The sequence below is a fragment of the Paenarthrobacter nicotinovorans genome (assembly GCF_007670255.1).
GTDB classification, from domain to species: domain Bacteria; phylum Actinomycetota; class Actinomycetes; order Actinomycetales; family Micrococcaceae; genus Arthrobacter; species Arthrobacter nicotinovorans_B.
In genome coordinates this window covers 158,682-182,380 of the sequence record NZ_SZVS01000006.1, presented here as the reverse complement: position 1 = coordinate 182,380, position 23,699 = coordinate 158,682, and the positions used below count along the sequence as shown (strand labels likewise).

24 protein-coding genes, 1 tRNA gene and 1 pseudogene are annotated in these 23,699 nt (G+C 63.4%); 14 read left to right on the top strand and 12 right to left on the bottom strand.

Annotated features, from left to right (window positions below; genetic code table 11):
• Window position 1 precedes the first annotated feature (1 nt).
• From FDP28_RS11430 to FDP28_RS20660, 3 genes are read left to right on the top strand one after another with little or no spacing between them, the layout of a single operon-like run.
• Window positions 2-2,032, top strand: coding sequence for an ArnT family glycosyltransferase (locus tag FDP28_RS11430; protein ID WP_144661550.1), 2,031 nt, complete (start codon window positions 2-4; stop codon window positions 2,030-2,032).
• A gap of 42 nt (window positions 2,033-2,074) precedes the next feature.
• The gene (locus FDP28_RS20665) at window positions 2,075-2,389 is read left to right on the top strand and encodes a MerR family transcriptional regulator (RefSeq protein WP_222120635.1); all 315 of its coding nucleotides are present in this window, start codon (window positions 2,075-2,077) and stop codon (window positions 2,387-2,389) included.
• Window positions 2,364-2,819, top strand: a complete 456-nt coding sequence (locus FDP28_RS20660; RefSeq protein WP_222120634.1) for a TipAS antibiotic-recognition domain-containing protein — start codon at window positions 2,364-2,366, stop codon at window positions 2,817-2,819. Before FDP28_RS20665 ends, FDP28_RS20660 begins: the two co-directional genes overlap by 26 nt.
• Before the next feature lie 15 nt (window positions 2,820-2,834).
• On the opposite strand, the gene FDP28_RS11420 is transcribed toward FDP28_RS20660, so the two are convergent.
• From FDP28_RS11420 to upp, 4 genes are read right to left on the bottom strand one after another with little or no spacing between them, the layout of a single operon-like run.
• Entirely contained in the window at window positions 2,835-4,226 is a 1,392-nt protein-coding gene (locus tag FDP28_RS11420) for a pyridoxal phosphate-dependent decarboxylase family protein (protein ID WP_144661549.1), read from the bottom strand.
• A gap of 52 nt (window positions 4,227-4,278) precedes the next feature.
• Window positions 4,279-4,968 (bottom strand): HAD-IA family hydrolase, encoded by a 690-nt coding sequence (locus FDP28_RS11415; RefSeq protein ID WP_144661548.1) that lies wholly within the window; start codon window positions 4,966-4,968, stop codon window positions 4,279-4,281.
• 32 nt (window positions 4,969-5,000) lie between these two features.
• Window positions 5,001-5,378 carry a VOC family protein gene (locus tag FDP28_RS11410; protein WP_144661547.1) on the bottom strand — a complete coding sequence of 126 codons (378 nt, stop codon included), beginning with the start codon at window positions 5,376-5,378 and terminating at the stop codon, window positions 5,001-5,003.
• Window positions 5,379-5,425: 47 nt separating this feature from the next.
• A complete protein-coding gene (gene upp / locus FDP28_RS11405) occupies window positions 5,426-6,061 on the bottom strand; it encodes a uracil phosphoribosyltransferase (RefSeq protein ID WP_144661546.1) in 636 nt (211 codons plus the stop codon).
• Between the two features lie 22 nt (window positions 6,062-6,083).
• Between upp and FDP28_RS11400 the strand changes: the two genes are divergently transcribed.
• Window positions 6,084-6,626 carry a nucleoside deaminase gene (locus FDP28_RS11400; protein ID WP_144661545.1) on the top strand — a complete coding sequence of 181 codons (543 nt, stop codon included), beginning with the start codon at window positions 6,084-6,086 and terminating at the stop codon, window positions 6,624-6,626.
• 34 nt (window positions 6,627-6,660) lie between these two features.
• Here the strand turns inward: FDP28_RS11400 and FDP28_RS11395 are convergent, their stop codons facing one another.
• The 3 genes from FDP28_RS11395 to FDP28_RS11385 form a co-directional block, all read right to left on the bottom strand.
• Window positions 6,661-7,485 (bottom strand): glycosyltransferase family 4 protein, encoded by an 825-nt coding sequence (locus FDP28_RS11395; protein ID WP_144661655.1) that lies wholly within the window; start codon window positions 7,483-7,485, stop codon window positions 6,661-6,663.
• A 171-nt stretch (window positions 7,486-7,656) separates the two neighbouring features.
• Entirely contained in the window at window positions 7,657-8,055 is a 399-nt protein-coding gene (locus FDP28_RS11390; RefSeq protein ID WP_144661544.1) for a 6-pyruvoyl trahydropterin synthase family protein, read from the bottom strand.
• Window positions 8,056-8,058: 3 nt separating this feature from the next.
• Entirely contained in the window at window positions 8,059-9,060 is a 1,002-nt protein-coding gene (locus FDP28_RS11385; RefSeq protein ID WP_144661543.1) for a zinc-dependent alcohol dehydrogenase, read from the bottom strand.
• 137 nt (window positions 9,061-9,197) lie between these two features.
• On the opposite strand from FDP28_RS11385, the gene FDP28_RS11380 reads away from it, so the two are divergent.
• Window positions 9,198-9,284, top strand: a tRNA-Ser gene (locus tag FDP28_RS11380).
• 53 nt (window positions 9,285-9,337) lie between these two features.
• Here FDP28_RS11380 and FDP28_RS11375 read toward each other — a convergent pair.
• Window positions 9,338-9,736, bottom strand: a pseudogene (locus FDP28_RS11375) (tyrosine-type recombinase/integrase); the annotation flags it as partial.
• Between the two features lie 23 nt (window positions 9,737-9,759).
• Between FDP28_RS11375 and FDP28_RS20775 the strand changes: the two are divergent.
• From FDP28_RS20775 to FDP28_RS20550, 3 genes are read left to right on the top strand one after another with little or no spacing between them, the layout of a single operon-like run.
• A complete protein-coding gene (locus tag FDP28_RS20775) occupies window positions 9,760-9,885 on the top strand; it encodes a hypothetical protein (RefSeq protein ID WP_260842437.1) in 126 nt (41 codons plus the stop codon).
• On the top strand, window positions 9,882-10,073 hold the full coding sequence (locus FDP28_RS11370) for a hypothetical protein (RefSeq protein ID WP_144661541.1): 192 nt from the start codon (window positions 9,882-9,884) through the stop codon (window positions 10,071-10,073). The genes FDP28_RS20775 and FDP28_RS11370 overlap by 4 nt, the downstream gene beginning before the upstream one ends.
• Window positions 10,070-10,243, top strand: coding sequence for a hypothetical protein (locus tag FDP28_RS20550; protein ID WP_186313599.1), 174 nt, complete (start codon window positions 10,070-10,072; stop codon window positions 10,241-10,243). Before FDP28_RS11370 ends, FDP28_RS20550 begins: the two co-directional genes overlap by 4 nt.
• Window positions 10,244-10,710: 467 nt before the next feature.
• Here FDP28_RS20550 and FDP28_RS11365 read toward each other — a convergent pair whose 3' ends face one another.
• The 4 genes from FDP28_RS11365 to FDP28_RS11350 all read right to left on the bottom strand — a co-directional run bounded on the left by FDP28_RS11365 (window position 10,711) and on the right by FDP28_RS11350 (window position 14,581).
• Entirely contained in the window at window positions 10,711-11,652 is a 942-nt protein-coding gene (locus FDP28_RS11365) for a DUF2971 domain-containing protein (RefSeq protein WP_186313598.1), read from the bottom strand.
• Window positions 11,653-12,592: 940 nt separating this feature from the next.
• Complete coding sequence (locus tag FDP28_RS11360; RefSeq protein ID WP_144661539.1) at window positions 12,593-13,471, bottom strand: hypothetical protein; 879 nt, start codon at window positions 13,469-13,471, stop codon at window positions 12,593-12,595.
• A gap of 119 nt (window positions 13,472-13,590) precedes the next feature.
• Complete coding sequence (locus FDP28_RS11355) at window positions 13,591-14,409, bottom strand: hypothetical protein (protein ID WP_144661538.1); 819 nt, start codon at window positions 14,407-14,409, stop codon at window positions 13,591-13,593.
• The gene (locus FDP28_RS11350) at window positions 14,402-14,581 is read right to left on the bottom strand and encodes a helix-turn-helix transcriptional regulator (protein ID WP_313955645.1); all 180 of its coding nucleotides are present in this window, start codon (window positions 14,579-14,581) and stop codon (window positions 14,402-14,404) included. Before FDP28_RS11350 ends, FDP28_RS11355 begins: the two co-directional genes overlap by 8 nt.
• A gap of 252 nt (window positions 14,582-14,833) precedes the next feature.
• On the opposite strand from FDP28_RS11350, the gene FDP28_RS11345 reads away from it, so the two are divergent.
• The 6 genes from FDP28_RS11345 (at window position 14,834) to FDP28_RS11315 (ending at window position 23,570) form a co-directional block, all read left to right on the top strand.
• A complete protein-coding gene (locus FDP28_RS11345; RefSeq protein ID WP_144661536.1) occupies window positions 14,834-15,391 on the top strand; it encodes an SRPBCC family protein in 558 nt (185 codons plus the stop codon).
• 111 nt (window positions 15,392-15,502) lie between these two features.
• Window positions 15,503-16,123 carry a hypothetical protein gene (locus FDP28_RS11340; protein ID WP_144661535.1) on the top strand — a complete coding sequence of 207 codons (621 nt, stop codon included), beginning with the start codon at window positions 15,503-15,505 and terminating at the stop codon, window positions 16,121-16,123.
• 107 nt (window positions 16,124-16,230) lie between these two features.
• Window positions 16,231-16,968 (top strand): YcnI family copper-binding membrane protein, encoded by a 738-nt coding sequence (locus FDP28_RS11335; RefSeq protein ID WP_144661534.1) that lies wholly within the window; start codon window positions 16,231-16,233, stop codon window positions 16,966-16,968.
• A gap of 101 nt (window positions 16,969-17,069) precedes the next feature.
• Window positions 17,070-17,717 carry a DUF4232 domain-containing protein gene (locus FDP28_RS20545; protein ID WP_186313596.1) on the top strand — a complete coding sequence of 216 codons (648 nt, stop codon included), beginning with the start codon at window positions 17,070-17,072 and terminating at the stop codon, window positions 17,715-17,717.
• Window positions 17,718-17,773: 56 nt separating this feature from the next.
• Complete coding sequence (locus FDP28_RS11320) at window positions 17,774-22,747, top strand: Lhr family helicase (protein ID WP_144661531.1); 4,974 nt, start codon at window positions 17,774-17,776, stop codon at window positions 22,745-22,747.
• A complete protein-coding gene (locus FDP28_RS11315; RefSeq protein ID WP_144661530.1) occupies window positions 22,740-23,570 on the top strand; it encodes a DNA-formamidopyrimidine glycosylase family protein in 831 nt (276 codons plus the stop codon). Before FDP28_RS11320 ends, FDP28_RS11315 begins: the two co-directional genes overlap by 8 nt.
• Window positions 23,571-23,699 lie beyond the last annotated feature (129 nt).

Genomic DNA, 23,699 nt, shown 5'->3' with positions numbered 1-23,699 from the left:
CATGACCACGTACTTCAAACCGCTGACCGAACCAGCAGGCCAGGCGAGCGCGGCACCAAGCCGCCTGGCATCACGAAGCGGGGCCGTACGACGCAGCAACCCCGGCCCCGTCCGGCACCGCTTGGAACTCACGGCAGTCCTTGTGGGAACTGCGGTCCTGTACATCTGGGGCCTCGGAGCCTCCGGCTGGGCCAACGCGTTCTACTCCGCTGCAGCCCAGGCCGGCTCACAGGACTGGACAGCGTGGTTCTTCGGTTCCTCCGACGCCGCCAACTCCATCACCGTGGACAAGCCTCCGGCGGCACTCTGGATCACTGGGCTGTCCGTCCGATTGTTCGGCTTGAACTCCTGGAGCATCCTGGTTCCGCAGGCGTTGATGGGGGTGGCCACCGCCTGGGTCATGTACCTGGCCATCCGCCGGGCAGCGCTCCCCGCCACGGACAACCTTCGCTTGGCACACCGCGCCGGCCTCCTGGCCGCCGCGGTCCTGGCCCTCACCCCCGTTGCCACGCTCATGTTCCGCTTCAACAACCCGGACGCTTTGCTTGTCCTGCTGATGACCGCAGCGGGCTACGCGGTGGTCCGCTCCATCCAGGACCGGAAACTGCGATGGCTCATCCTTGCCGGGGTATTCCTTGGTTTCGGCTTCCTGGCCAAGCAGCTGCAGGTCCTCCTGGTGGTTCCGGGCTTCGCGCTCGCCTACCTTGTTGCGGCCCACCCCAAGCCGGGCAAGCGGGTACTCCACCTCCTGGCCGCAGGAGGCGCGATGGTGGCTTCGGCTGGTTGGTGGATTGCCGCCGTCGAACTCGTCCCCGCGAACCTGCGACCCTATATCGGCGGGTCGCAGAACAACTCCATCCTCGAACTGACGTTTGGCTACAACGGCTTGGGCCGACTCAACGGCGACGAGACCGGCAGTGTGGGCGGTGGCGGCAACGGGTGGGGCACCCCGGGCTTGCTGCGCATGTTCGGCACGGAGTTTGGTGGCCAGATCGCGTGGCTCATTCCGACCGCGCTCATTCTTAGCGGCGCCCTCTTGTGGCTGGGCCGCCGCGCGCCGCGAACCGACGTGGTCAGGGCGTCGGTCATTGTGTGGGGTTCGTGGCTGCTGGTGACCGGCCTGGTGTTCAGCTACATGCAGGGCATCATCCACCCCTACTACGCAGTGGCGCTGGCTCCGGGAATTGCCGGGCTGGTGGGCCTGGGCGGTGTGCTGTTGTGGCAGCGGCGCCCGCAACTCCCTGTCGCCTTGCTCCTTGGGGCGTCACTGCTGGCTGCGGGGTTCACGGCCTTCGCCCTCCTGGGCCTAGCCCCGACGTTCCTTCCGTGGCTGCGGTGGGTGGTGATTCTTGGCACCGTGCTGCTGGCCGCCGTCGTTGTCCTGACCGGCCGCTGGCGCTGGGTCTGGTTGACGCGTACGACGGCGGGACTCGCCGTCGCCGTTGGCCTCGCCGCGCCGCTGGCCTACTCAGTGGCGACCGCCGCCGTGCCGCATACAGGTGCGATCGTGAGCGCAGGTCCGGCCACGGCTGGAATCGGTCCCGGTTTCGGCCGCAACGCTTCAGCGCAAGGTGTTCGGGGGCCGGCCACACGGCAGGGCACGGGTCAGGCGCTGGGCGGGCAAGGTTTTGGTGGCGGCGGCTTTGCCGGCGGTGGCGGACAGGGCGGCGCCATGGGCGGCCTGCTTGGTGCCACCACGCCGTCGTCCGAACTGGTGACCGCTCTCAAAGCCGACGCCGGAAACTACACCTTGGCGGCCGCCGTCGTGGGTTCCAACAACGCGGCGGGCTACCAACTGGCCACCGGGCTTCCGGTCATGGCTGTCGGCGGGTTCAACGGAACGGACCCTTCACCGACGTTGGCGCAGTTCCAGCAACTCGTGGCCGACGGGAAGATCCACTACTTCATCGGAGGCCGCCTCATGCAGGGCAACGGCGGTTCGGACGCTTCCAGTGAGATCGCGGCTTGGGTGGCCGCGAACTATCAGGCGCAGACCATTGGTGGAACCACGGTGTACGAGCTTCGGGGCTAGGGGCTTGCACCTGACGCAACGTCAGGAATTAGCGTGGTTCCCATGACGGGAACACCAGGGAACGGTCCGTGGAGCATCGGGGAACTGGCAGCAGCGTGTGGTGTCAGTGTTCGAACCCTGCACCATTACGACCAGGTCGGGCTGCTGTCCGCGAGTGAACGGACAGCAGCCGGACATCGGCGTTATGGCGAGGACGATGTTCGGCGGCTCTACCGAATCAAGGCGTTACAGATGCTGGGCCTTCCTCTGGCCTCCATTGCTGACGTGCTGGACAGCCCCGAAGCTTCGCTTCATGGCCTCTTGGAGCAGCAGTTGGCCCAGGTCCGCGAACATGCCCGAACAGGTTCGCCTGCTTGAGGACCGGTTGGGCGACTTATTGGCCCGGATGGACGGACCCGCCATGCCCACCCCGGAACAGTTCATGACGACATTGGAGATGATCACCGTGTACGAACAGCATTTCACCGCGGAGCAGCGGCAACAGCTTGCTGACAGGCGCCAAGAGCTCGGAGCCGAACAAATTGAGGATGCCAAGCAGAAGTGGGCGGCATTGGTCGAAGAGGGCCTGGCCTTCGCCCGCACCGGCACGCCAGTCACCGATCCTGCAGTGCAGGAGTGGGTCCGCTCATGGGATGGAATCGGCGCCATGTTCCATTCGAGCGACGACACCAAAGCCGCAGCCCGGGCCGCGTGGCAGGAGAACAGCCAGTCGATCAGCGCGAATCTGCCATGGAGCCCCGAGGATCTGGCAGGTCTGATGGGCTACCTGGAAAAGGCCCGGGCATAGTAGGGATCCGTGCCGCTACTCCTCCGGCTCTGCCTCCACTGCACCACGGACCGCCGCGATGGACGCCGCCACGTCTCCGGCATCCGTGGTCCAGTTGCTCACGGAAATCCTGAGGATCTCCCGGCCCCGCCAGGACGAACCCGACATCCACACCGCGCCTTCGGCCATGAGACGTTGCGTGATCCTGTGGGTGCGGTCGTCGCTGCCGAAGCTCACGGAGACTTGGGTGAAAACCACGTCATTGAGGACTTCGACGCCGGGAATCGCAGCCAGGCCTTCCGCCAATGCCCGCGCATTTGCCGCCAACCGCTCCACCATGGCGATCACCCCGGACCGGCCCAGTTGCCGCAAGGCAGCCCACACCGGGATGCCGCGTGCCCGGCGGGACATCTCGGGAACCTTCTCCAAAGGGTCACCCATCCCCGTTTCGCTGGCAATTAGATAGCTGGTGTGGACGCTGAAAGCGCGGCGTAGGGATTCGGGGCGGGAGACGATCGCCAGTCCGCAGTCATAGGGGACGTTGAGGGTCTTATGGGCATCCGTCGCCCAGGAGTCGGCCTCCTCTACACCGGCCAGCCGCTGTCTCAAAGTCGGGCTCACAGCAGCCCACAGACCGAAAGCACCATCGACATGGACCCACGCTCCACGGTCGTGGGCAACCGCGATTGCTTCTTCCATGGGATCGAAAGCGCCGGAGTGCAGGTTCCCTGCCTGCAAACACACCAAGGACGGGCCCGGCTGCTCATCCATGGCTGCTGCCAGGGCGTCGGGGAGGATACGGCCCTCGTGGTCAGCATCAACAGGAACGCAGGCCCCCAAGCCCAGGTACCGCAGCGCAAGGTCCACTGCGGCGTGGCGTTCCCTGCCAGCGAAGGTGGTGATCCTCGGCCCGCCGTTCAAGCCCAACGACTCAAGGTCCCAGCCGGCTTCGTCCATCAGGTACTGCCGTCCCGCTGCCAACCCCACGAAGTTGGCGGTGGTAGCGCCTGTAGTGAATCCGACGTCGGCTGTTGTGGGAAGGTGAAGAAGGTCCAGGAGCCAGGCAGCCGCTGATTCCTCGATGGCAGCTGCCGCGGGCGTAGCGAAACGAAGTCCAGTGTTCTGGTCCCACGCCGAGACCAACCAGTCGGCGGCCATGGCCGCGGGCAAGGTGCCGCCCATGACCCACCCGAAGAAACGGCCGGACTGGATCGCCATGAGGCCCGGCTCAGCCAAAGCTGCGAGCTCATCGACCACCTCGGCGGCATCGGTGGCCTCATCAGGGAGGCGCTGCAGGATGCTGCCGGCTACCTGATCGGCGTCGGAGGAAGGGCGGACAGGACGAGTAGGCACCGACGTGAGCCAAGCACCGGCGTGGACCATTGCCCGTTCCAATGCAGCCCCGTAAGCCTCCGGCATCGCAGACATGCGCACAGCGTACTCCCGGTTTTCCGGCGGGAACAGACCGGACTGAACCTTATTAGAGGGTCAGCGTCAGGAGGTGGCCGCCGTCGTCATCCTTCACCGCGGTGACCGTCACCGCCGTATAGTCCGGGATCCGCCACATGCCCTCTTCCAGTTCGCCGCCGGAGTCACCGACGACAACGGTGCGCATGCCTGCCGCGCGCGCAGCGGCAATACCTGCGGGCGCGTCTTCAAAAACCACGACGTCGGCCGGTTCGGCTCCCAGCAGCGCGGCGGCTTTGAGGTATCCCTCCGGATGCGGCTTGCCCTGGGTGACGGATTCGGCAGTGACGGTGGTGGACGGCATGCTGAGCCCGGCAGCCTTCATCCGGATTTCCGCCAGGATGCGATCCGCCGAGGTGACCAAAGCGATCGCCTCATCCGGCAGTCCCGCAAGCAGGGCCTCGGCACCGGGAAGCGCGATGACGCCGTCGGTCCTGGAACGCTCCATCTCGCCAAGTTCTGCGGTCAGCGCCTCAAGATCAGCGTCTGCGGGCGCGTAACGGCGGATAGTGTCCCCTGCTTGGACGCCGTGGGAGGTGCGAAGAATCTCGTTGTAGTCCAGGCCGTAGCGTTCGGCGAACTCCAGCCAGACCTGCTCCACGATGGCCGTGGAATCAACCAGTGTTCCGTCCATGTCGAAGAGGATGGCGCGGACGGTCAACACGGGCGGTTCTGTGGCAGCATTCGCGGCAGGATGGCTCATGGTTCCATCCTGCCGTACCTGGCGGGAGTTACTCACCCATTGGGCCGCTGAGGGAGGTACTGGACCGCCCACTTGTTGCCATCCGGATCCGCGAAGTACACGAAGTGGCCCCAGTCCTGGATGTCGATGTCGCTGACGTCCACGCCGTTGGCTTTGAGTTGTTCGTGCGCTTTGTTGATGTCCGCCACCACGATCTGAAGCGACGGTGCCGAACCTGGAGGCGCGTCGTTCAGGCCTTCCCCGATGGCGATGGAGCAGGCGGAACCCGGCGGAGTCAGCTGCACGAAGCGGATGCCGTCCGTAGGACGCTCATCGTAATCGGCGTTGAAACCAACCTTGTTGACGTAGAAATCCTTCGCCCGGTCGACATCGGACACGGGGACAAATACCAGTTCAAGTTTCCAGTCCATGCGCCACAGGCTAACGGGGCAGGCAGGAAACCGGTAGGGGTCTCCCTCTAGCCGGCCACGCCGTAGAGGCGGTCGCCGGCGTCGCCCAGGCCCGGCACGATGTACGACTTTTCGTTGAGCTTCTCATCAATCGAGGCCAGCACGATGTTGACGTTGGCGTCGGAGAGCTCTTCTTCCAGCTTGGCCAGGCCTTCGGGTGCTGCCAGCAGGCAGATGCACGTAACGTCCGAGGCGCCGCGCTTGAAAAGGAACTTGATGGCCTCGCGCAGGGTGCCGCCGGTTGCGAGCATGGGATCCAGGACGAAGATCTGCCGGCCGGTGAGGTCCTCGGGGAGGCGCTCGGCGTAGGTAATGATGTCCAGGGTTTCTTCGTCGCGGGCCATTCCCAGGAAGCCGACCTCCGCGGTGGGGACGAGCTTGGTCATCCCCTCCAGCATGCCCAGCCCTGCGCGCAGGATGGGTACCACCAGCGGCGTGGGCTTGGTGAAGGCGGTGCCGATGGTCTTGGTGACCGGGGTCTCGATCTCGACCGGCTGCGTCTTGACCTCGCGGGTGGCTTCATACGCCAGGAGGGTGACGAGTTCTTCGGTGAGTTGCCGGAAGACCGGTGAAGGAGTGTTCTTGTCCCGCAATACGGTGAGCTTGTGAGCGACCAGCGGGTGGTCCACGACGAATGTGCGCATCCCCCAAAACTATCATTGAGACATGAGCGCCACCGAGCCGTATCACGCAGATCACTTGGCCTGGATGGGCCTTGCCCTGGACGAAGCCCGGTTGGCGTTGGAGACGGACGACGTGCCGATCGGCGCCGTCGTGTTAGGGCCCGACGGCGGGGTGCTGGGTTCCGGCCGCAACGAACGTGAGGCGCACGGGGACCCGACCGCCCATGCCGAAGTCGTCGCGATCCGGCAGGCGGCCGCTGCGCTGCGGCAACGCGCCGTGGATTCCGGTGCCTCCGGTGATGGGTGGCGGCTGGAGGACTGCACCTTGGTGGTGACCCTCGAGCCGTGCGCCATGTGTGCCGGTGCGATTGTGTTGGCCCGTATTCCCCGCGTGGTTTTTGGCGCGTGGGATGAGAAAGCCGGCGCGGCGGGCTCTGTCTTCGACATCCTGCGCGAGCGCCGCCTCAACCACTGGGTGGAGGTCTACCCAGGGGTTCGCGAGGACGAGTGTTCAGCGCTCCTTAGGGACTTCTTCGCCGCGCACCGCGTGCCCGGCTCCGCAGCCGCCCCGCGAGTTGGCAGTTAATGACAGTCCGGCGGCCCGGAATTGTCATTAAGTGTCATCTCGGTGGAGCTTCCAAGGCGTCCAGGACGGTCCGGGCGGTCGATTCCCAGCGCTGCAAACCGCGCCGGGCTTGAAGGGCGTTGCTGCGCCAGGACTCTTGGAGCAACTCGTCCGTGAGCCAGGCCCGGAGTGTTCCCGCCAACGACCTTCCCGGATCCCACGCCTTTCCAGCGCCGCTGTCGCCCAGCGCCTCCACGGCACCGGTCCCCTGCCGCACAATCACCGGAATCCCGTGAGCCAGTGACTCCGTCACCACCATCCCAAACGACTCCGACTGCGAGATCAGCACACTCAGGTCCGCCCGACGCCACTGGTCCTGCAACGCCTGCCCAGTGAGTTCGCCGGTGACACGGATGCGGTCCTGCAGACCGTGACGTTCGACGGCGGCCCTCACCTCGGCCGCGTACGCCGGGTCGGCTTCTTCCGAGCCGATGAGGGCTGCCGTCCAGGGGAGTTCCTTGATCCCGCTTAGGGCTTCGATCAAGAGTGTTTGACTCTTGTTCGGCAGGAGGGCCGCGACGGACACGATATGCTTGGGCTGGGACCCCTCGCCGATGTCGGCCGGTTCTGCCCCCGGCGTGGCCACCACTATGTCCAGCGAGCCATGCCTTGCCTGCAATCCCGATGCTGAGTGGGCACTCGGGCAGATGATCCCCGTCGCCGCTGCCAACGCCCTCGCTTCAAGCCCGGGATGGTCCGCCAACGCCATGTGCGAAAGGATCCACACCTTGGTCCCGGCCTGCACCGCGCCGGCGATCTCTTCCGGAGCCCCACTGGCAACCAAGCCGTCGGCAATCACGGTGCTGCCGCCGTCGAGCATGTCAGCGAAACGCTGCCGATCCGCTGCGCTGCCCACCGGCCAATCGCCGTCGACCGTTACTGTCTCGACCGTCGCGCCGAGGACAGTCAGGTGTTCGGCAAGTTTGGCGTTGTATTTGTTGCCGCCGGAGCCGTGCCGGACGTTGCCGGGGACGAGGAAGCGGATGCGCACCTACTTGGCCGCGAGCTCCAGCGAGTAGCCCGCCCAGGCGTCGGGGTTCTCGCGGAGGACGACGTCGATACCAGCCAGCGCCGGTCCGTCCTCGGTGTCCTGGATCCGGGTGGCCATGGCGTCCGCGATGTGCTTGGCGAGGGCCTCGGTGGTGGAGAGCTTGCCCTTGAAAGCGGGGTGCTCGTCCAGGTTCTTGTAGTTCAGGTCTTCGAGTATTTCCTCCAGGATGCCGCCCGCGGCGCCGATGTCCAGGACGATTGCGTCGTTGTTGAGTTCACGACGCCGGAAGCTGACTTCGGCAACGAACGTGGCCCCGTGGAGGCCTTGGGCCGGGCCGAACGCTTCGCGGGGAAGGCTGTGGGCGATCATGAAGTGGCGTCGGACGGTCAGGCTGAACATGTATTAATCCTCCGGGTTTGGATACGCGACCACGTGGCAGAAACCGCCGGGCCGTTCAAGCAATCTAGCGAGTGTTGCGGGCAGGTTTTGGAACTGGCATTCACTGGTCAGGAACGTGTCGAACAGTGGGTCCTTGAGCTGGGCGGCCGCTTCCTGCAAGCGCTGCGCATTGGTCCGCCGATGCCTGCGGGGCAGGGCCACCGCGCCCACCTGGCTGGAGCGGATGTTCAACCTGCGGGCATGGAAATCCTCACCGAGCGGCAGGGTGACTTCCTTGTCAGCGAACCAGGAAAGCTCAATCACGTCAGAGTCATCGCCGGCCAGTTGCAGGCTCAGTTTGAGGCCGTCGTTGGAGGCGGAGCAGTGGAAGACGATGTCGTTGTCGTTGTCCGCGTTGTCAGGCTCGGCGAATTCGATGCCCAGCTTGTCGGCGAGGCTTCGTTTCTCCGGGTCCGCGTCCACCAGTTGCAGGCGACCCAGCGGATACTTGCGCAGCAGCGTCGCCAGGACGCCGCCCACCAGGCCACCACCGACGACGGCGACCCGGTCTCCCAGCCTCGGTCCGGCTTCCCAGATGGCATTGATGGCGACTTCGACAATGCCGGTCAGCACCGCGCGGCGCGCGGGGACATCCGCGGGAATGGGAGTCAGCTGGCTGGTGGGGACGACGTAGAAGTCCTGGTGCGGGTGGAGGCTGAAGATGGTCTTGCCGAGCCATTCTTCCGGTCCCTGTTCGACGACGCCGACGCTCAGGTAGCCGTACTTGACCGGGCCAGGGAACTCACCTTCCTGGTGCGGGGCCTGCATCAGATCTGCTACTCGCTCGGGAACACGGCCCTCGTGAACCACCCGCTCAGTGCCCCGGCTGACCCCGGAGTACAGGGTCCTGACCAGGGCCTCTTCTTCTGTGGGGCTCTCAATGGCTTCGGGACGCAGTTCACCATCGCCGGACTTGGTGACCCAGTAGGCGGTGGCTTGGTGTACGTGCTCGCGAGGAATAGTCATGGTACTTACGAATCTAGTGGCGGGGCGCTTCGGATGGAAGTTGGCGCTGTTTCGTGGGTGATTTCGGGGTGTCCGCGCTGGCGTGTTGGGGTCTCGTTTTGGGGAACCGGGTCCAACTCCGGTACCCTATTTCAGTTGGTGACGTGTCCGAGCGGCCGAAGGTGCAACACTCGAAATGTTGTTTGGTGTAAAAGCCAACGTGGGTTCAAATCCCACCGTCACCGCCGATGAGAAAGGCCCTGCTTCCCTTTGTTTATGAGGGAGGCGGGGCCTTTCTTCATACCCGAATCAGGCTGGTGGGCAAATTTGGGCACATTCGCCAGAGAGACGGCGTGACCTGGGCGTCTGAAACCGAGTCCAAGTCGCCGTCAAAGAGATCCGCGGGCACGTCGAGAGTCATCGCCGAGGAGCTGTGGCCCAGCATCTTCTGAGCCGCCTTCACGTTTGCGCCGGCAGAAACGGCAGAGCTCGCAGCAGAGTGGCGCAGATCATGACGTGTGATGCGCGGGACCCCAGAACGCTTCACGGCGCTGCCAAACCAACTCATGTTGTCCTCGTGGACTCGCGCAAGTCGTAGGCGATGACCGTTCTCGCCAGGGAAAGCAAGATCGTCACGCCCCTTGCCCTCACACTGAACCGCAAGCTTCTCGGCAAGGAACCGCGGGAAAGGCACAGTGCGGCGTTTATGGCTTCAACTGGGTGTACCCTCCTACAGCCCTGGACAAGGTCAAGACCGGCAAAGCGCTTCCCTGCATCATCGTTGCCATCGCCGGTCAGCCCAAGGGTATGAAGTCCGGCTGGTACACAGCACGCCGCCCGGCATGACCACCACTTCCAACGGCAACGTTGTGTGGAACTCCGCTACCGGGTTGGTCTACATGCGCAACGGTGACGGAACCACGATCAGTGTCGCGGCGTCCCCTGGCTGGGAACGTCATCACGGCAGCGCTCACCACGGGCGGCGCTGCGACCATCAGCGCCAACAAGGTCCGTATCGCTGGCACCCTCCGTGACGAATTGCCACCCGCTGGCCCCCGCCGTTGCCGGCCACTTCAGCGCGGGAGCGTTCATCGCAGCCTCCTATGCCGAGATTGCTCTGTGGAACCGCGTGCTGACACTCACCGAGATTGAGCAGTGGGTGGACGGCATGCACTCGCTCTACCCGGCCATCTACCCAGCGTAAGGAATCTGAAAGATGAAGATCACCATCACAATGACAGTAGTTGTCACCCCGGAAGTGACTCCGGTTTTGCGGAAGTAATTGACGATTTCAAGAACCGGCTAACTTCCCAGTGGTTGCCGCATGACGGTGACGTGTCCGTAAATGAGGTCAAGGAAGGCGCCCCGGAGTGAAGACATTGGAATGGCCCTGGCGAAAACCGGGGCCATTCTTGGGCTGCCACTCGCGCTCCAGAGCTTTCGCTCAGCCGGGCTCGAACCGGACCTCTATCTAAACCTGGTTGACCTTGTGGACGAAGGCATGACTTCAATTCTATCGACGCTGCCCTGCAGTTAACAGAGCACCCTCGCAGGGCGACATAAGACCGGTTCAGTGAACCTAGTATTTGCGACACAAGTAAGCCGCCACCTCAGAGCGTTAGGTGGGGGCATTTTGTTCGTCTAGAGCGGCGCCACTTCCTCGCAGCAAGACTAATTTAGGATTTCGCTCAGGGCTTTAAGTCTCTCAGCAGAGTACTCTGCGTACTCCTGGCGGAGGTTCTCGACGCGGGTGGCGAGGTCTCCCGCTTCACTCGGTTTGATGCTTGTCTCCGCTTTCGTTTCGTTCAGCGGGTATGGAGTCGCAAATGTCTGGTGCCCCATCACCCCAATCTGTCCAACGGTTACGTTCGAATATTTACTCAGGGCCTCTTCCAGCGCCGGCTTAAGACCAGCCGAAAATTTACTGCCGACAACCACAGCTTTCATCGCCCGGCTTATGTCTATGAACTCAGGCAATGCTGAGCCGTTCATCAGGGCGAGGCGGTACTCGTACTCGTTTGCCCAGTCGATGTGCTTGGACAGAAACAACGCTTGCTGGTGCTCTTCTGCATATTGTCGAGATACGGCGTCCGTACCGTACTTGCGGAGGTGAGTGCTGAGTATTGGATGGAATACGGCGTGAGAACCGTCCCTCCAGTAAGTGACCGGGCCCTGGACATGCAGGGCTGCTGGGTCGCCGAGCTTGCTGAACTCTTCGAGAAGAATTTCACGGTCGAAGCCCAAGCACACGCCGGATTGACGTGCACCATAGTGCGCCCACGAAGATAGATGACTCCATCCACGCCGAGGCGTGTCGAAGAAGATGTCTGCGGGACCCCAGTCCTGGGTGAGGCTTACTAGTTTTGAATGCAGTCGAATGTCTCGGTCAATTTCCTCCCAAGCCTTAATGGCGTGGTCGGGCCCGAACGCATCATCGTCTGGGGGCACTATCTGGAAGCCGGGCATTACTGGTTCAGTTTCCCATGGGTCATTGGTGGTGCTCATAGGCGAGAGTCGCAGCGTCCCTCCCATCAGGATATTGAAGATTCCAACCTCGGCTGACGTGTAGTGGAATAGGAGGTTACTCGGCTCGGAGCCCTGATTTTCGCTCATCTGCCCAATGTAATGCGTCCACCCGAGACAAGACGATTTCTGTTTATTTGAGCGACCCGCGGGGGTCGGATACCGGCGCCAGCGTCCGCTATGACCCGTTGTCTTCCGTTGGACTGACTCCCCATTCGATAGCGTCATGCACCTGAGTTAGGTGCCGGGCATCGTGGTGCTCATCGGTTGTATCGATGATTTCCGTGTCCTCACGTTCCACGGGTAAGGGCTCAGTCGTTGAGTAAATCCCGAGATTGTCCCCCTTCTCTTTCAAAAGAGAATCGAGGCTCCTTGGAGTCCTTTTCGGCAGCAAACAAGCGATCGTGCACCGGGCCACTAGTCATGCCACGGTGCTAACCGAAGATTCCTTGGTTGCAGGGTAGTTTCGTGTCATGGATGAATTGCTCCGACAAGGCTAAGGGTGGTGGCTTCTCGTACCTGTTGCCGCAGCTTTGGCCGGTGCTTGGGTCGGTGCGCGCCTTGGCATGACAACGGAACACAAGCAGTGGCTTAGAAACCAGAAAGTCGATGCTTACACCAATCTTCTTCGTCAAGTGCACGTCTCAGTAAGATCCTTGGACGAGCAACATCACGGTCATAAGCCTCCTAAGGAGGTACCGCTGAAAGACATCACTGATACCACTAACGCGCGACTTGAGATCATTGCTGCAAGGGAGGTGCGGACCTTTGCCAACGTAGTCTCTGCGGGCCAACGCCAAGCTTTTGACGCTGTCCTCTCCGACGACTATGAGACTGAACGACAGAACCTCGGGCTGGCTGTTGAGCGACTTCAAGAGTCTATGCGCGACGACCTGGACGCAACGGAGAGGGACGCGCTCTGGTGGCGAATGCGCTTTCACTTCTATAAGTGGATCATTTACCCACCGCAGGATGCGTTCCAAAGGTGGGAGACGATCCACCTAGTCACGGGGGTCCCTATCCCCCAACCTTAGGCGGGATGTGGCGGGTAACCACTAGGTCGAGCAACTAAGTCGCTCGGTACTGGCATTCCTGCTTTTTCCCGCAGAAGGAGCCAATGCTCGACTCGGGCGTCTTCAGTCTGTTCCGCCATGACGCGCACATATTGCGCGGCTCCATATGTCATGGGCCCACTCTTGAGTTCCTGGAGAGCGGCCTCGCCTGCGGGAAGATCTTCCTTGAGGAGCCTGAGGAAGGCAATATCCAACGCAAAAAGGTCTAGTTGGTACTTGGCCGAGAACCGCAGGACACCTCCCCTAGGAAAGAACGCCCGCAGGTCAGTCGCTCTTGGTTGTCCAGAGGTGTCATGAGGCAGGGATTGGGGAATCCGCCCATCCAGGCTAATATGCCAGTCAATAATCGATGCAGTTTCATCGAGAACCACTGCATCCATCTTTTCGTCGAAGTGTTCGCAGGCGTCTCGCACGTCTTTGCTGAGAAACAGGGGTGAATTTTCCTCAATCGAAAGCAGCTCTCGAAGTCTGCTTCCGCGGTGTTCTGCCTGGCTTTTACGTTCGGCATGCGTTTCCTTGGGACTAGCCCGAACCGGCCCCGGCTTGAGGATCCGCTGGATCACAATAGCGGAGAATAAGGCAGCTTGTAGGTCACCCCAAACTATGTTGTCATTGCTTTTGACTTCGCCAGACATCGCTCTGGTCCACGCACGCTTGATATATCGGCTCCCGAGTTCAGCCTGCCTCTTAACTTCGGCAAGGAACACTCCGAGCCACAATGCTTCCGTGGTTTCAGGAGCACTACCAGAAATTGAGCTGACCAGCACTTCTGCCTCGCCATTCATTGGAGCTAGCCCGTCTTGAGCATCGGCGGATCTGACCTCACTGGTCGCCAACTCTTGCCACCTGCCCTGTCGTCAGGAAACGCGGGTCGGGCTCATTGTCTTCGGGCATAAGGAGAACGCTACCAAGCAGGACCTCCCTGGGCGCACATCCGCAACAAGTTCCCTCGCCGTCAGGCCGGGTCTGAAGTATCGGGCGTAGGACTGCTTGATGCATGTCCCGCGAACTCCATCGGCTCCACCACGTCGTCTGCTTCTGTGTCCGAATCAGAGGTCCTATGCCGAGCCGCCCAACGAGAGAACCTTGCCGCCAGCAGCCTAGGCCCATTCGGGGCCGGCGACTTTGGAGCGAGGTGCGATATCAGCGCGTTTCTGGTCTCTCCATAATTCTGCAGATATGCCCTCTGAACAGGCCGGTCCTTCTCCACATAGTTTTTGATCGCCACTAGTAATGTTCTGCTGCAATCGGTTACTTCACGCGCGAGCCATGCCGTCGTGGGGTCAGCTGTTAGGCGTATGTAGTCCAGAACAATTCGTGCTTCGCGTGTCTCAGACATCGCGATGTTGAGGTGAGGAGTGTTAACCATCTTCCGCCGGTCAGTTCCGGCATTCGTTTCGTTGCCATCGCCGTATTTCCTCGCGTCGTTGAAAACTTCAGTGTAGGAGGTTCGGATTGCATCCGTCCGCCGCAATAATTCGACGACTTTTTCGTTGATGTGCCGCCTTTTCTGCTCTTTGTGAGCGAACGAGTTGAAGGCCAAACCTATGCTCGCGCCAATCAGCGTCCCTATAAGTCCGATGGCAGCTGGTGTGTAGTCCGTTAGAGTCGGGCTTTGAGCAGCGACTACGACCATTTCGGGAATCATCAGGCCTCTCTCATATTTTGTTCGTGGCGGAAGGGATTTGATTCCGCGCACTCCAATTGTGCCCTCTCCCGATTTGTAGACGTCCGCCCTTCGGACGAACTTCAGCTGGGCCAGATCCTCAGCCATCAATGGCCCCAAGCCGCAGGCCAACAGCATTGGCCGCCGCGACAACCGTCTGGAGCGTCGGGTTCCCGGTTCCCGTTTCAATAGCGTGGACCGTACGGGCGGACGTGCCGATGAGGTCGGCAAGAGAGCTCTGGGTGATCCCGGCGGCCTTCCGGGCGTGCCTGATGTTCACACCGATAGCCTTGACGTCATCCACAAAGGACTCGTTTCGGAAATATATTGCAGATTTGGCATCTTTCAGGCCCTACCTTGCCGAATTCGGGATCAATACGCAACATATTTCCGAAATGCACGTCGAGGGGTGAAGTTTCGGCACTTTCACTAAGCCAAAGACTTGAGAGCTAACCCTTCAGCGCAGCCAGGAGTAGATTAAGGCCGGATGCCCAATGACACCCTCGGAACGGCAAGAACGTCGGAGGCAACAATGGCCCGGTCAACCAGCAAGACAGGCAAAAGTACCGACTACGAATTCGTCACTGTCTGGCGCGTGGCGGGGACGCGTGAGGAAGTAGTGGACATCCTTGGAGATGCCGGGACACTGAAGCAGTGGTGGCCATCGGTCTACCTGAGCGTTACGAGAGTAACCCCGGGCGGCCCCGACGGAGTGGGAGCTTCCTTCGACCTCCACACCAAAGGCTGGCTCCCCTACACCTTGCGTTGGCGGCTCACCGTGACGGAACCGGTGACCTTGGAAGGGTTCGCACTCACAGCTGTTGGCGACCTCAACGGCACGGGGCGCTGGTCCTTCGCAACGGATGGCCCCGAAACAGTCATCACCTACGACTGGCGGGTCAGCACCGCCAAACCCCTCCTTCGAAGACTGAGTTGGCTCCTCAAACCTGCGTTCTCGGCGAACCACCACTGGGCCATGGCCCGCGGCGAGGAAAGCCTGAAACTAGAGCTCCGCCGTCGTAGGTCCGGTTCGGCGGGCAGCGTTCCGGCTCCACCGGGTCCCACCTTCGTCCGGCCGTCAAGGAGTTAGCTCTCGGCGTCATTATCCACATAGCAACCCATCCGGGGCCGGACCGGCACCGAACTCCCGATAGAATCAAGACGCCTCAACAAGCCAACGCGATAAGAAAAGGGAGGACCCGTGCGCACTTCACAGCTCCGGGCACCCTTCCATGCGTTGCGGTCCGGCGCGATCGCGTTGGTCATCGTGGCTTTGGCGGCCGGTGCGCACGTTGTTGGCGGTGGATTGCTGCCCATGGCCCCGGTCCTGTTGGCGCTTCTCGCCCTCACGGCATTGGCCACCACGTTGGCAACCCGGTTCAAGCTGAACGTCGTCACCATGGCAGCACTCCTGGGCGCAGGGCAGCTCGCACTCCACGAGGCCTTCACCGCGCTCGGGCCGGTAGCCGCCGGCACACCCGGAGCGGCGCACCACCTCGGCAACGAGCCACTGACCCCGGCCCTGCACACAGTCACGGAACACACCCACGAGGTTGGCACCACACTGGGCGTCCTGATGCTGATCGCCCACATCGCGGCCACGGTTGGGTCGTCTATCGTCCTGGCCAAGGGCGAGGACGCTTTGTGGCAGCTCGCCGCGTGGCTGCGCCCGCTGGTCGCCCTGCCCACATTGCTCTTCAGGCCCGACGCCGGCGCCTCACCTGTCGCCGTTGGCGCACCTGACGTTTTCATCCCCCGCCCCTGGCGGAACCTTAGGCAAGACAGCCGCCGCGGCCCGCCCGCCGTCGTCGTACTTCCCTAGTTCCGCCCGGCACCAAAGCCGCAAAGCAAGCACAAGCCTTTGCCTGGTGACGGGCTCTAAACCCGTACCCCGCGCCGCCTCAGAAGGCGCACCCGAAAGGCAATCCCATGAAGAAGTCCTCGCTCCGCCGTACCCTCTCAGCCACCGCCGTCGCCGGTGGTACTGCAGCCCTGATGATGGCAGGAATCGCCGGCGCTTCGGCCCACGTCTCGGTGGATCCGAACAAAACCGCGGCAAACTCCTACGCACTGTTGACGTTCAGCGTTCCCCACGGCTGCGGCACGTCCGGCACCACCAAAGTGGCCATCAACCTCCCCGAAGAACTGACGGATGCAACCCCTACGGTGAACCCCAACTGGACCGTGGAGAAGGTGACCGAGAACCTGGCTGAGCCCAAGAAGCTGGAGGACGGCACGTCCATCACCAAGCGCACCAGCCAGATCGTGTACACGGCAAAAGCGCCGCTGGATCCGCACATGCGTGATGCCCTGGTCCTTTCGGTGAAGCTTCCGGACGCCGCTGGCAAGACCATCTACTTCCCCACGTACCAGACCTGCGAAACGGGCAAGACGGACTGGATCGAAATCCCCAAGGACGGCCAGAGCGAGGACGATTTGAAGTCGCCCGCACCGGCCATCTCCATCACTCCGGCGGCAGCGTCGGGTGACCACCACGCGGCATCCACCGAGTCCACGGAGCAGGCAGCAGCAGTAACCGACGACGGCTCGCAGGCCCGCAGCTGGGCCGGCCTGATCGCCGGTATCGCAGGGCTCGGCCTGGGTGGTGCGGCGTTCTTCCGCAGCCGCTCGGCGAAGCCTGCTGCCGTGAAGGCAGAGACGAAGTAACAGCGCAGGTGGCGCCCGGAAGATCACGATCCGGGCGCCAATCCGCGCTGTAACCCGTGGCTGAATTGACTAGGGCCACCGCCGGGGCAAGGCTGGTGCCCATGTGGACTCAGCGCATCAAAACCGGTCTTGTGACGACGACGGCGGCCGCCTCGCTGCTGCTCCTGGCGGCTTGTGGACCAAGCCCCAGCCCTGCGGACTCGAGCAGTGCCCCGCCAACATCTTCCACTCCTTCGCCATCTTCAACGTCGGCCTCTCCCACTCCGTCGGCCACGACCACACCTTCGCAGCCACCCACCACGACACCCACCTCTGCCCCTCCGGCAGCAGTCGGACAGTGCAAGGCCGACTCCTTGACCGCGACCACCGATTCCACCGGCGGCGGCGCTGCCGGAAGTGTCTACGAGAAGCTGATCCTGACAAACTCCGGAACGGCACCCTGCATCATCGAGGGTTTCGCGGGAGTTTCCCTGACGGCTGACGCGAACGGCGGGCCAATCGGCGAACCTGCAACGCGCGAGTCCACAACCCCTGTCACCAAGATTGAGTTGGCTCCGGGCAAGGCCGCCTGGGCTGAAATCCGCTACACGCAGGCCGGCAACTACGGTGATTGCACCAAGGTCCCCGCGGCTGGCTTCCGCATTTACCCGCCCAACGACACGGCATCACTGTTCGTCGCCGAGCCCCACGACGCCTGCAGCAACGCCGGCATCAAGCTGCTGACCGTCACCGCTTTCCAAGCTGTTTGATCCCGTCCCCCACGGTTCCGGCTTATTCTGTCGGAGCCGTGGGGCATGATGGATGAATGCAGGAGCCGCAGGCGCCCAATGGCGCCATCAGCCGTTTCAGCCAGGCAACCAGGGAATGGTTCCTCGGCGCTTTTTCCGAGCCCACACCCGCCCAGGATGGTGCCTGGAACGCAATCTCCTCGGGTTCCCATGCGCTGGTCGTGGCGCCAACAGGCTCCGGTAAAACACTCGCGGCATTCCTGTGGGCCCTGGACAGGCTGCACTCCACCCCCGCTGACACGCTCCCTGGCCTTGAGTCTGTGCCTGCCAACGGCAAAGGGCGGGCCAGGCGACCCAAAACCAAAACCCGCGTACTGTATATCTCGCCCCTCAAAGCGCTGGGTGTCGACGTCGAACGGAACCTTCGTTCGCCGCTGATCGGCATCACGCAAACGGCAAAGCGTTTGGGGCTTCCGGCACCTCTGGTGACGGTCGGTGTCCGCTCGGGAGATACGACTGCGGCAGACCGCCGAACGCTGCTGACCAACCCTCCGGATATCCTCATCACCACTCCGGAGTCACTCTTCCTGATGCTGACCTCCCGTGCCCGGGAAACGCTCAGCGAGGTGGACACCATCATCATCGACGAGGTGCACGCGGTCGCGGGCACCAAACGTGGCGCCCACCTGGCGGTTTCACTGGAACGCCTGGACGCTTTGCTGCCGAAGCCTGCCCAACGGATCGGACTTTCGGCCACCGTCCAGCCCCGTGAGTTGGTGGCCCAGTTCCTGGCCGGCCAGGCTCCTGTGGAGATCGTCGCGCCCCCGTCCAAAAAGAACTGGAACCTCACGGTCACTGTGCCTGTGGAGGACATGTCGGACCTGCAGGGTGCGGCCGGCGCGTTCGACTCCGGCCCGGCCTCCGGACTCCAGCCACAGGCGTCCATCTGGCCGCACGTGGAAGAGCAGATCGTGGATCTTGTCCTTTCCAAGCAATCCACGATTGTCTTCGCCAACTCCCGCCGGCTCTCCGAGCGCCTGACGGCCCGGCTCAACGAAATTTATGCCGAACGACAGCTGATGGCCGTGGGCGGCAGCGAATGGGGGGCCTCTGAGGCAAACCCGGCTGTTCCTGCTTCCACGGCAACCCCGGCACACATGATGGCGCAGGCCGGCAGCACCACCGGAGCCGATCCGGTCCTTGCCCGCGCGCACCACGGCTCTGTCTCCAAGGACCAGCGGGCCATGATCGAGGACGACCTCAAGTCCGGCCGCTTGCGTTGCGTCGTAGCCACCTCATCGCTGGAACTCGGCATCGACATGGGCGCCGTTGACCTTGTGATCCAGGTGGAATCCCCGCCCTCGGTAGCCAGCGGCCTGCAGCGCGTGGGACGTGCCGGACACCAAGTCGGCGAGATCTCCGAAGGCGTGCTGTTCCCCAAGCACCGCGCAGACCTCCTGCACACCAGCGTCACCGTGGAACGAATGCTCAGCGGCCAGATTGAGCGGTTGAGCATTCCGGCTAACCCCTTGGACATTTTGGCCCAGCAAACGGTGGCCGCCACGGCTTTGGGCAGTATCGACGTCGAAGAGTGGTTCACTACCGTGCGTCGCTCCGCTCCCTTCGCGAGCCTCCCGCGCTCGGCGTTTGAGGCCACGTTGGACCTGTTGGCCGGACGTTACCCCTCCGACGAGTTCGCTGAACTCCGTCCACGGATCATCTGGGACAGGCACGCCGGAACCATCGAGGGACGGCCCGGCGCCCAACGCCTTGCCGTGACCTCCGGCGGCACCATCCCGGACCGCGGCCTGTTCGGCGTGTACATCATCGGCACGGAAGTCGAGGGCTCCTCCTCCCCAGCCGGCGGGGACGGCAGTGAACCCACGGCTTCTGCCCGCGCTGCGAAGGGCGGCCGCCGCGTCGGTGAGCTTGACGAAGAAATGGTGTACGAATCCCGGGTAGGCGATGTGTTCGCCCTCGGCGCCACCAGCTGGAAGATCGAAGACATCACCCATGATCGCGTGCTGGTCTCCCCCGCTTTCGGCCAGCCGGGCAAACTCCCCTTCTGGAAAGGAGATTCCCTGGGCCGCCCCGTCGACCTCGGCAAGGCCTTGGGCGCGTTCATCCGGGAACTGTCAGCGGCAGATGAGGCACCCGCCATGGAGCGCTGCCAAGCCAGCGGCCTGGACACCTTCGCAGCCAGCAACCTCTTGCAGTACCTCAGGGAACAAAAAGAAGCCACAGAGATCGTCCCGAGCGACCGGACCCTGGTAGTCGAGCGTTTCCACGATGAACTCGGCGATTGGCGAGTGGTCCTCCACAGTCCCTACGGCATGCCTGTCCACGCACCGTGGGCGCTGGCGGTCGGACAACGCCTGCAGCAGCGCTATGGCCTGGACGGTTCCGCCATGGCAGCTGACGACGGAATTGTGCTGCGCGTGCCCATGATGGAGGACGAGCCGCCGGGAGCCGAGCTGTTCCTCTTTGACCCGGAAGAACTCGAGCAGATTGTCACGGCCGAGGTTGGCGGCAGCGCGCTGTTCGCTTCGAGGTTCCGTGAATGCGCTGCCAGGGCCCTGCTCCTCCCCCGCCAGAATCCAGCGAAACGGCAGCCCTTGTGGCAGCAACGCCAGCGCTCAGCACAGTTGCTGGACGTCGCCAAGAAGTACCCTTCGTTCCCCATCGTGCTTGAAGCTGTGCGTGAATGCTTGCAGGATGTGTACGATCTTCCGGCTCTGAAAGACATTGCGTCATCCGTGGAACGCCGGGAACTGCGGATCGTGGAAACCACCACGCAGCAGCCCTCCCCCTTCGCAAAGTCACTCCTGTTCGGCTACGTCGCCCAGTTCCTTTACGAGGGCGACTCCCCGCTGGCCGAACGCCGGGCGGCTGCCTTGGCCCTGGACTCCACCTTGCTCAACGAGCTCCTGGGCCGCGTGGAACTCCGGGAACTCCTGGACGCTGCAGTCATCGACTCCACCGAAATGGAACTGCAACGGCTCGCCCCGGACCGCCGTGTCCGTGGGATGGAAGGCGTCGCTGATCTCCTTCGTCTGCTGGGCCCGCTCAGTGTTGAGGAAGTAGCGGAACGGCTCCAAGGGACGGAGCAAGCGGAGGCTTCCCCCGGGCTGGCAGCGTTGGATCAGCCGTTCGACCCCGAATCACCTGATGACGTCGAGGAAACCCCTTCGGTCGCGCCACACGGCACTGCCGCTGAAGCTACTGCCCACCTCGTTGCCCTGCACAAGGCCAACCGCGCGCTGAAGGTGACCATTGGCGGCGTCGAACGCTACGCGGCAGTGGAAGACGCTGCCCGGCTCCGCGACGCTATTGGCGTTCCGCTCCCCATGGGCGTTCCCCTGGCCTTCATCGAACCGGTGAACGATCCTTTGGGCGACCTCGTTTCCCGCTATGCCCGTACCCACGGACCGTTCACGGCAGCGGAGGCCGCAACGAGGCTGGGACTGGGCGTCGCCGTCGTAAATACCGCACTGAAGCGGCTGGCCGGAGACGGCCGGGTGGTCGAAGGTGAGTTCCGCCCCCACGCGGTTGCCGAGCAGCCCACCGAGGGTATTGAACCGGAGCTCATGAGCCTGGACGCTCCGCCATCCAGCGAGTGGTGCGATGCCGAAGTGCTCAGGAAGCTCCGGCGTCGCTCCCTTGCCGCGCTGCGGGCCGAGGTGGAGCCGGTAGACACCGCAGCCTATGGCCGGTTCCTCCCCGCCTGGCAGAACGTCACCGCGCCGGGCAAGTCCAGAAGCCAGGCGCTGCGCGGTCTCGATGGCATCATCACAGCCGTGGACCAACTCTCCGGAGTACCCATTCCGGCGTCGGCGTGGGAGCCGTTGGTGTTGGCAAGCCGGGTGGCCGACTACAAGCCCGCCATGCTCGATGAACTCATGGCCGCGGGCGAGCTCCTCTGGTCCGGGGCCGGATCCCTGCCCGGCAACGACGGCTGGATCAGCCTCCACGTGGCCGACTCCGCCGAGTTGACCCTCAATCCGGACCCGGAGTTCGAGCCCGGTGATGCCCAACAGCGGCTCCTTGAACACTTCAGCGCCGGGGGTGGCTACTTCTTCCGGCAGCTGACCGAGGTGGCAGGCGGCATGGATGCAGTGCTCAGTGATGACGCCGTCGTCACCGCGTTGTGGGACCTGGTGTGGGCTGGGCGGGTCACTGGAGATACCTTCGCTCCCGTGCGGGCCATGATCTCCGGCGGAAAGACAGCCCACCGGCAGGTTGCCAAAGCTCCACGGGCAAGAACGCCGCGGATGAGCAGGCTCGGCCGCTCGCACGGAACAGGGTTGCTTGGCTCGCCGGGCCTCACCGGCGGACGATACGGCTCGGTGTCGGGAGGCATCGCACCTGCGCCGCCGTCCGCCGTCGGCCGTTGGTCTGCCTTGCCCGCTCCGGAACTGGACCCCACCATCCATGCACGGGGCACGGCAGAACTGTTGCTCGACAGATACGGCGTAGTGACCCGCGGATCCGTGATGGCGGAGAACATCCTTGGCGGCTTCGGCCTCATGTACAAGGTGCTGGCCCGGCTGGAGGAAGCAGGCAGGTGCCGCCGCGGCTACTTCATTGAACACCTGGGAGCGGCCCAGTTCGCCGTGCCGGCAACAGTAGACCGGCTGAGGTCCTTCACGGAGGACGCCCGCATCGCAAAGGCCGAACCTGTGGCGCTGGCACTCGCGGCTACGGATCCGGCCAACCCCTACGGTGCTGCGCTCCCTTGGCCTGCGTTGGCGGTCGACGCCGGTTCAGGCCACCGCCCCGGAAGGAAGGCGGGCGCGCTGGTAGTGATGGTCGACGGCGCCCTGGTCCTTTACGTCGAACGCGGCGGCAAGACGCTGCTCACCTTCAACCAGGACGAGGCCGTGCTGGCAGTTGCAGCACAAGCGTTGGTGGACGTGGTGCGTCGCGGCGCGGTGGACAAACTCTTCATGGAGAAGGTCAACGGACACGACCTCCTGGAGACCCCGATCGCGGTTGCACTGGCGGCCGCGGGCGCTTACTCAACTCCGAAGGGACTGCGTATCCGTGCCTGAAGGCGATTCCATCTGGCGGGCTGCCCACAGATTGCACGAGGCCTTGGCGGGCCAGGTCATCACGGCTTCCGACTTCCGCGTGCCCCGCTTCGCCACACTGAATCTCGCGGGCTGGACCATGACCGAGGTAGTTCCCAAGGGCAAGCACCTGCTCATGCGTTTGACCGGCCCCGAGGACACTGAGCCCGGGGCAAGCCGGAAACCCCGTGCACTGACCATTCACTCCCACCTCAAGATGGAGGGAAACTGGATGATCTACCCGCCGGGAGGCCGCTGGACCAAGCCCGGCCACACGGCCCGCTGCGTCCTTCGCACGTCAAGCGCTGACGCGGTGGGGTTCTCCTTGGGCATCCTGGAAGTAGTGCCCACGGCGGAGGAAGACAAGATCGTAGGACACCTCGGCCCGGACCTCCTTGGACCGGACTGGGACGAGGACGAGGCACTGCGCAGGCTGAAGGCAGAGCCGGACGTTACTATTGGGTTCGCCCTGCTGGATCAGCGGAAACTGGCCGGCATCGGCAACATCTATCGCTGTGACTCATGCTTTTTGTCCGGAGTTCATCCTGCCCTGCCAGTGGGCCAGGTTCCGGATCTGACCAAGATCGTCCGGGATGCCAAACGCCTCTTGGGCGAAAACCTCGGCCCGGGCCGCCGGAGCACCCTGGGCCCACGCGCACTGCGCCCCGGCTATTGGGTCTACGGCCGGGAGCGTCAACCCTGCAGGCGTTGTGGAGCCACGATCAGGCGCGGCCTGCTCGCAGGCCCCGACGGCACGGAAGAACGCGATATCTACTTCTGCCCGCGCTGCCAGCCGGCCCCCTAGCTGCCGGCCAGCGCCCGTTAACTGCAGCACGCGTTCGAAACCGCGGCCCGGCCGGGAACTTGATCTCCGTCCGGCCGGGCACAGCGGTAACCGCCGCGACGGCGACGCGCGCCCGGCGCAAGGTCCCGT

What these genes read in the sequence shown, in the direction of transcription:
- FDP28_RS11430 (WP_144661550.1), top strand. Translation starts at nt 2, where the DNA reads ATGACCACGTACTTCAAACCGCTGACCGAACCAGCAGGCCAGGCGAGC.
- FDP28_RS20665 (WP_222120635.1), top strand. Translation starts at nt 2,075, where the DNA reads ATGACGGGAACACCAGGGAACGGTCCGTGGAGCATCGGGGAACTGGCA.
- FDP28_RS20660 (WP_222120634.1), top strand. Translation starts at nt 2,364, where the DNA reads ATGCCCGAACAGGTTCGCCTGCTTGAGGACCGGTTGGGCGACTTATTG.
- FDP28_RS11420 (WP_144661549.1), bottom strand. Translation starts at nt 4,226, where the DNA reads ATGTCTGCGATGCCGGAGGCTTACGGGGCTGCATTGGAACGGGCAATG.
- FDP28_RS11415 (WP_144661548.1), bottom strand. Translation starts at nt 4,968, where the DNA reads ATGAGCCATCCTGCCGCGAATGCTGCCACAGAACCGCCCGTGTTGACC.
- FDP28_RS11410 (WP_144661547.1), bottom strand. Translation starts at nt 5,378, where the DNA reads ATGGACTGGAAACTTGAACTGGTATTTGTCCCCGTGTCCGATGTCGAC.
- upp (WP_144661546.1), bottom strand. Translation starts at nt 6,061, where the DNA reads ATGCGCACATTCGTCGTGGACCACCCGCTGGTCGCTCACAAGCTCACC.
- FDP28_RS11400 (WP_144661545.1), top strand. Translation starts at nt 6,084, where the DNA reads ATGAGCGCCACCGAGCCGTATCACGCAGATCACTTGGCCTGGATGGGC.
- FDP28_RS11395 (WP_144661655.1), bottom strand. Translation starts at nt 7,485, where the DNA reads ATGCTCGACGGCGGCAGCACCGTGATTGCCGACGGCTTGGTTGCCAGT.
- FDP28_RS11390 (WP_144661544.1), bottom strand. Translation starts at nt 8,055, where the DNA reads ATGTTCAGCCTGACCGTCCGACGCCACTTCATGATCGCCCACAGCCTT.
- FDP28_RS11385 (WP_144661543.1), bottom strand. Translation starts at nt 9,060, where the DNA reads ATGACTATTCCTCGCGAGCACGTACACCAAGCCACCGCCTACTGGGTC.
- FDP28_RS11370 (WP_144661541.1), top strand. Translation starts at nt 9,882, where the DNA reads ATGACCACCACTTCCAACGGCAACGTTGTGTGGAACTCCGCTACCGGG.
- FDP28_RS11365 (WP_186313598.1), bottom strand. Translation starts at nt 11,652, where the DNA reads ATGAGCGAAAATCAGGGCTCCGAGCCGAGTAACCTCCTATTCCACTAC.
- FDP28_RS11355 (WP_144661538.1), bottom strand. Translation starts at nt 14,409, where the DNA reads ATGGCTGAGGATCTGGCCCAGCTGAAGTTCGTCCGAAGGGCGGACGTC.
- FDP28_RS11345 (WP_144661536.1), top strand. Translation starts at nt 14,834, where the DNA reads ATGGCCCGGTCAACCAGCAAGACAGGCAAAAGTACCGACTACGAATTC.
- FDP28_RS11335 (WP_144661534.1), top strand. Translation starts at nt 16,231, where the DNA reads ATGAAGAAGTCCTCGCTCCGCCGTACCCTCTCAGCCACCGCCGTCGCC.
- FDP28_RS20545 (WP_186313596.1), top strand. Translation starts at nt 17,070, where the DNA reads ATGTGGACTCAGCGCATCAAAACCGGTCTTGTGACGACGACGGCGGCC.
- FDP28_RS11320 (WP_144661531.1), top strand. Translation starts at nt 17,774, where the DNA reads ATGCAGGAGCCGCAGGCGCCCAATGGCGCCATCAGCCGTTTCAGCCAG.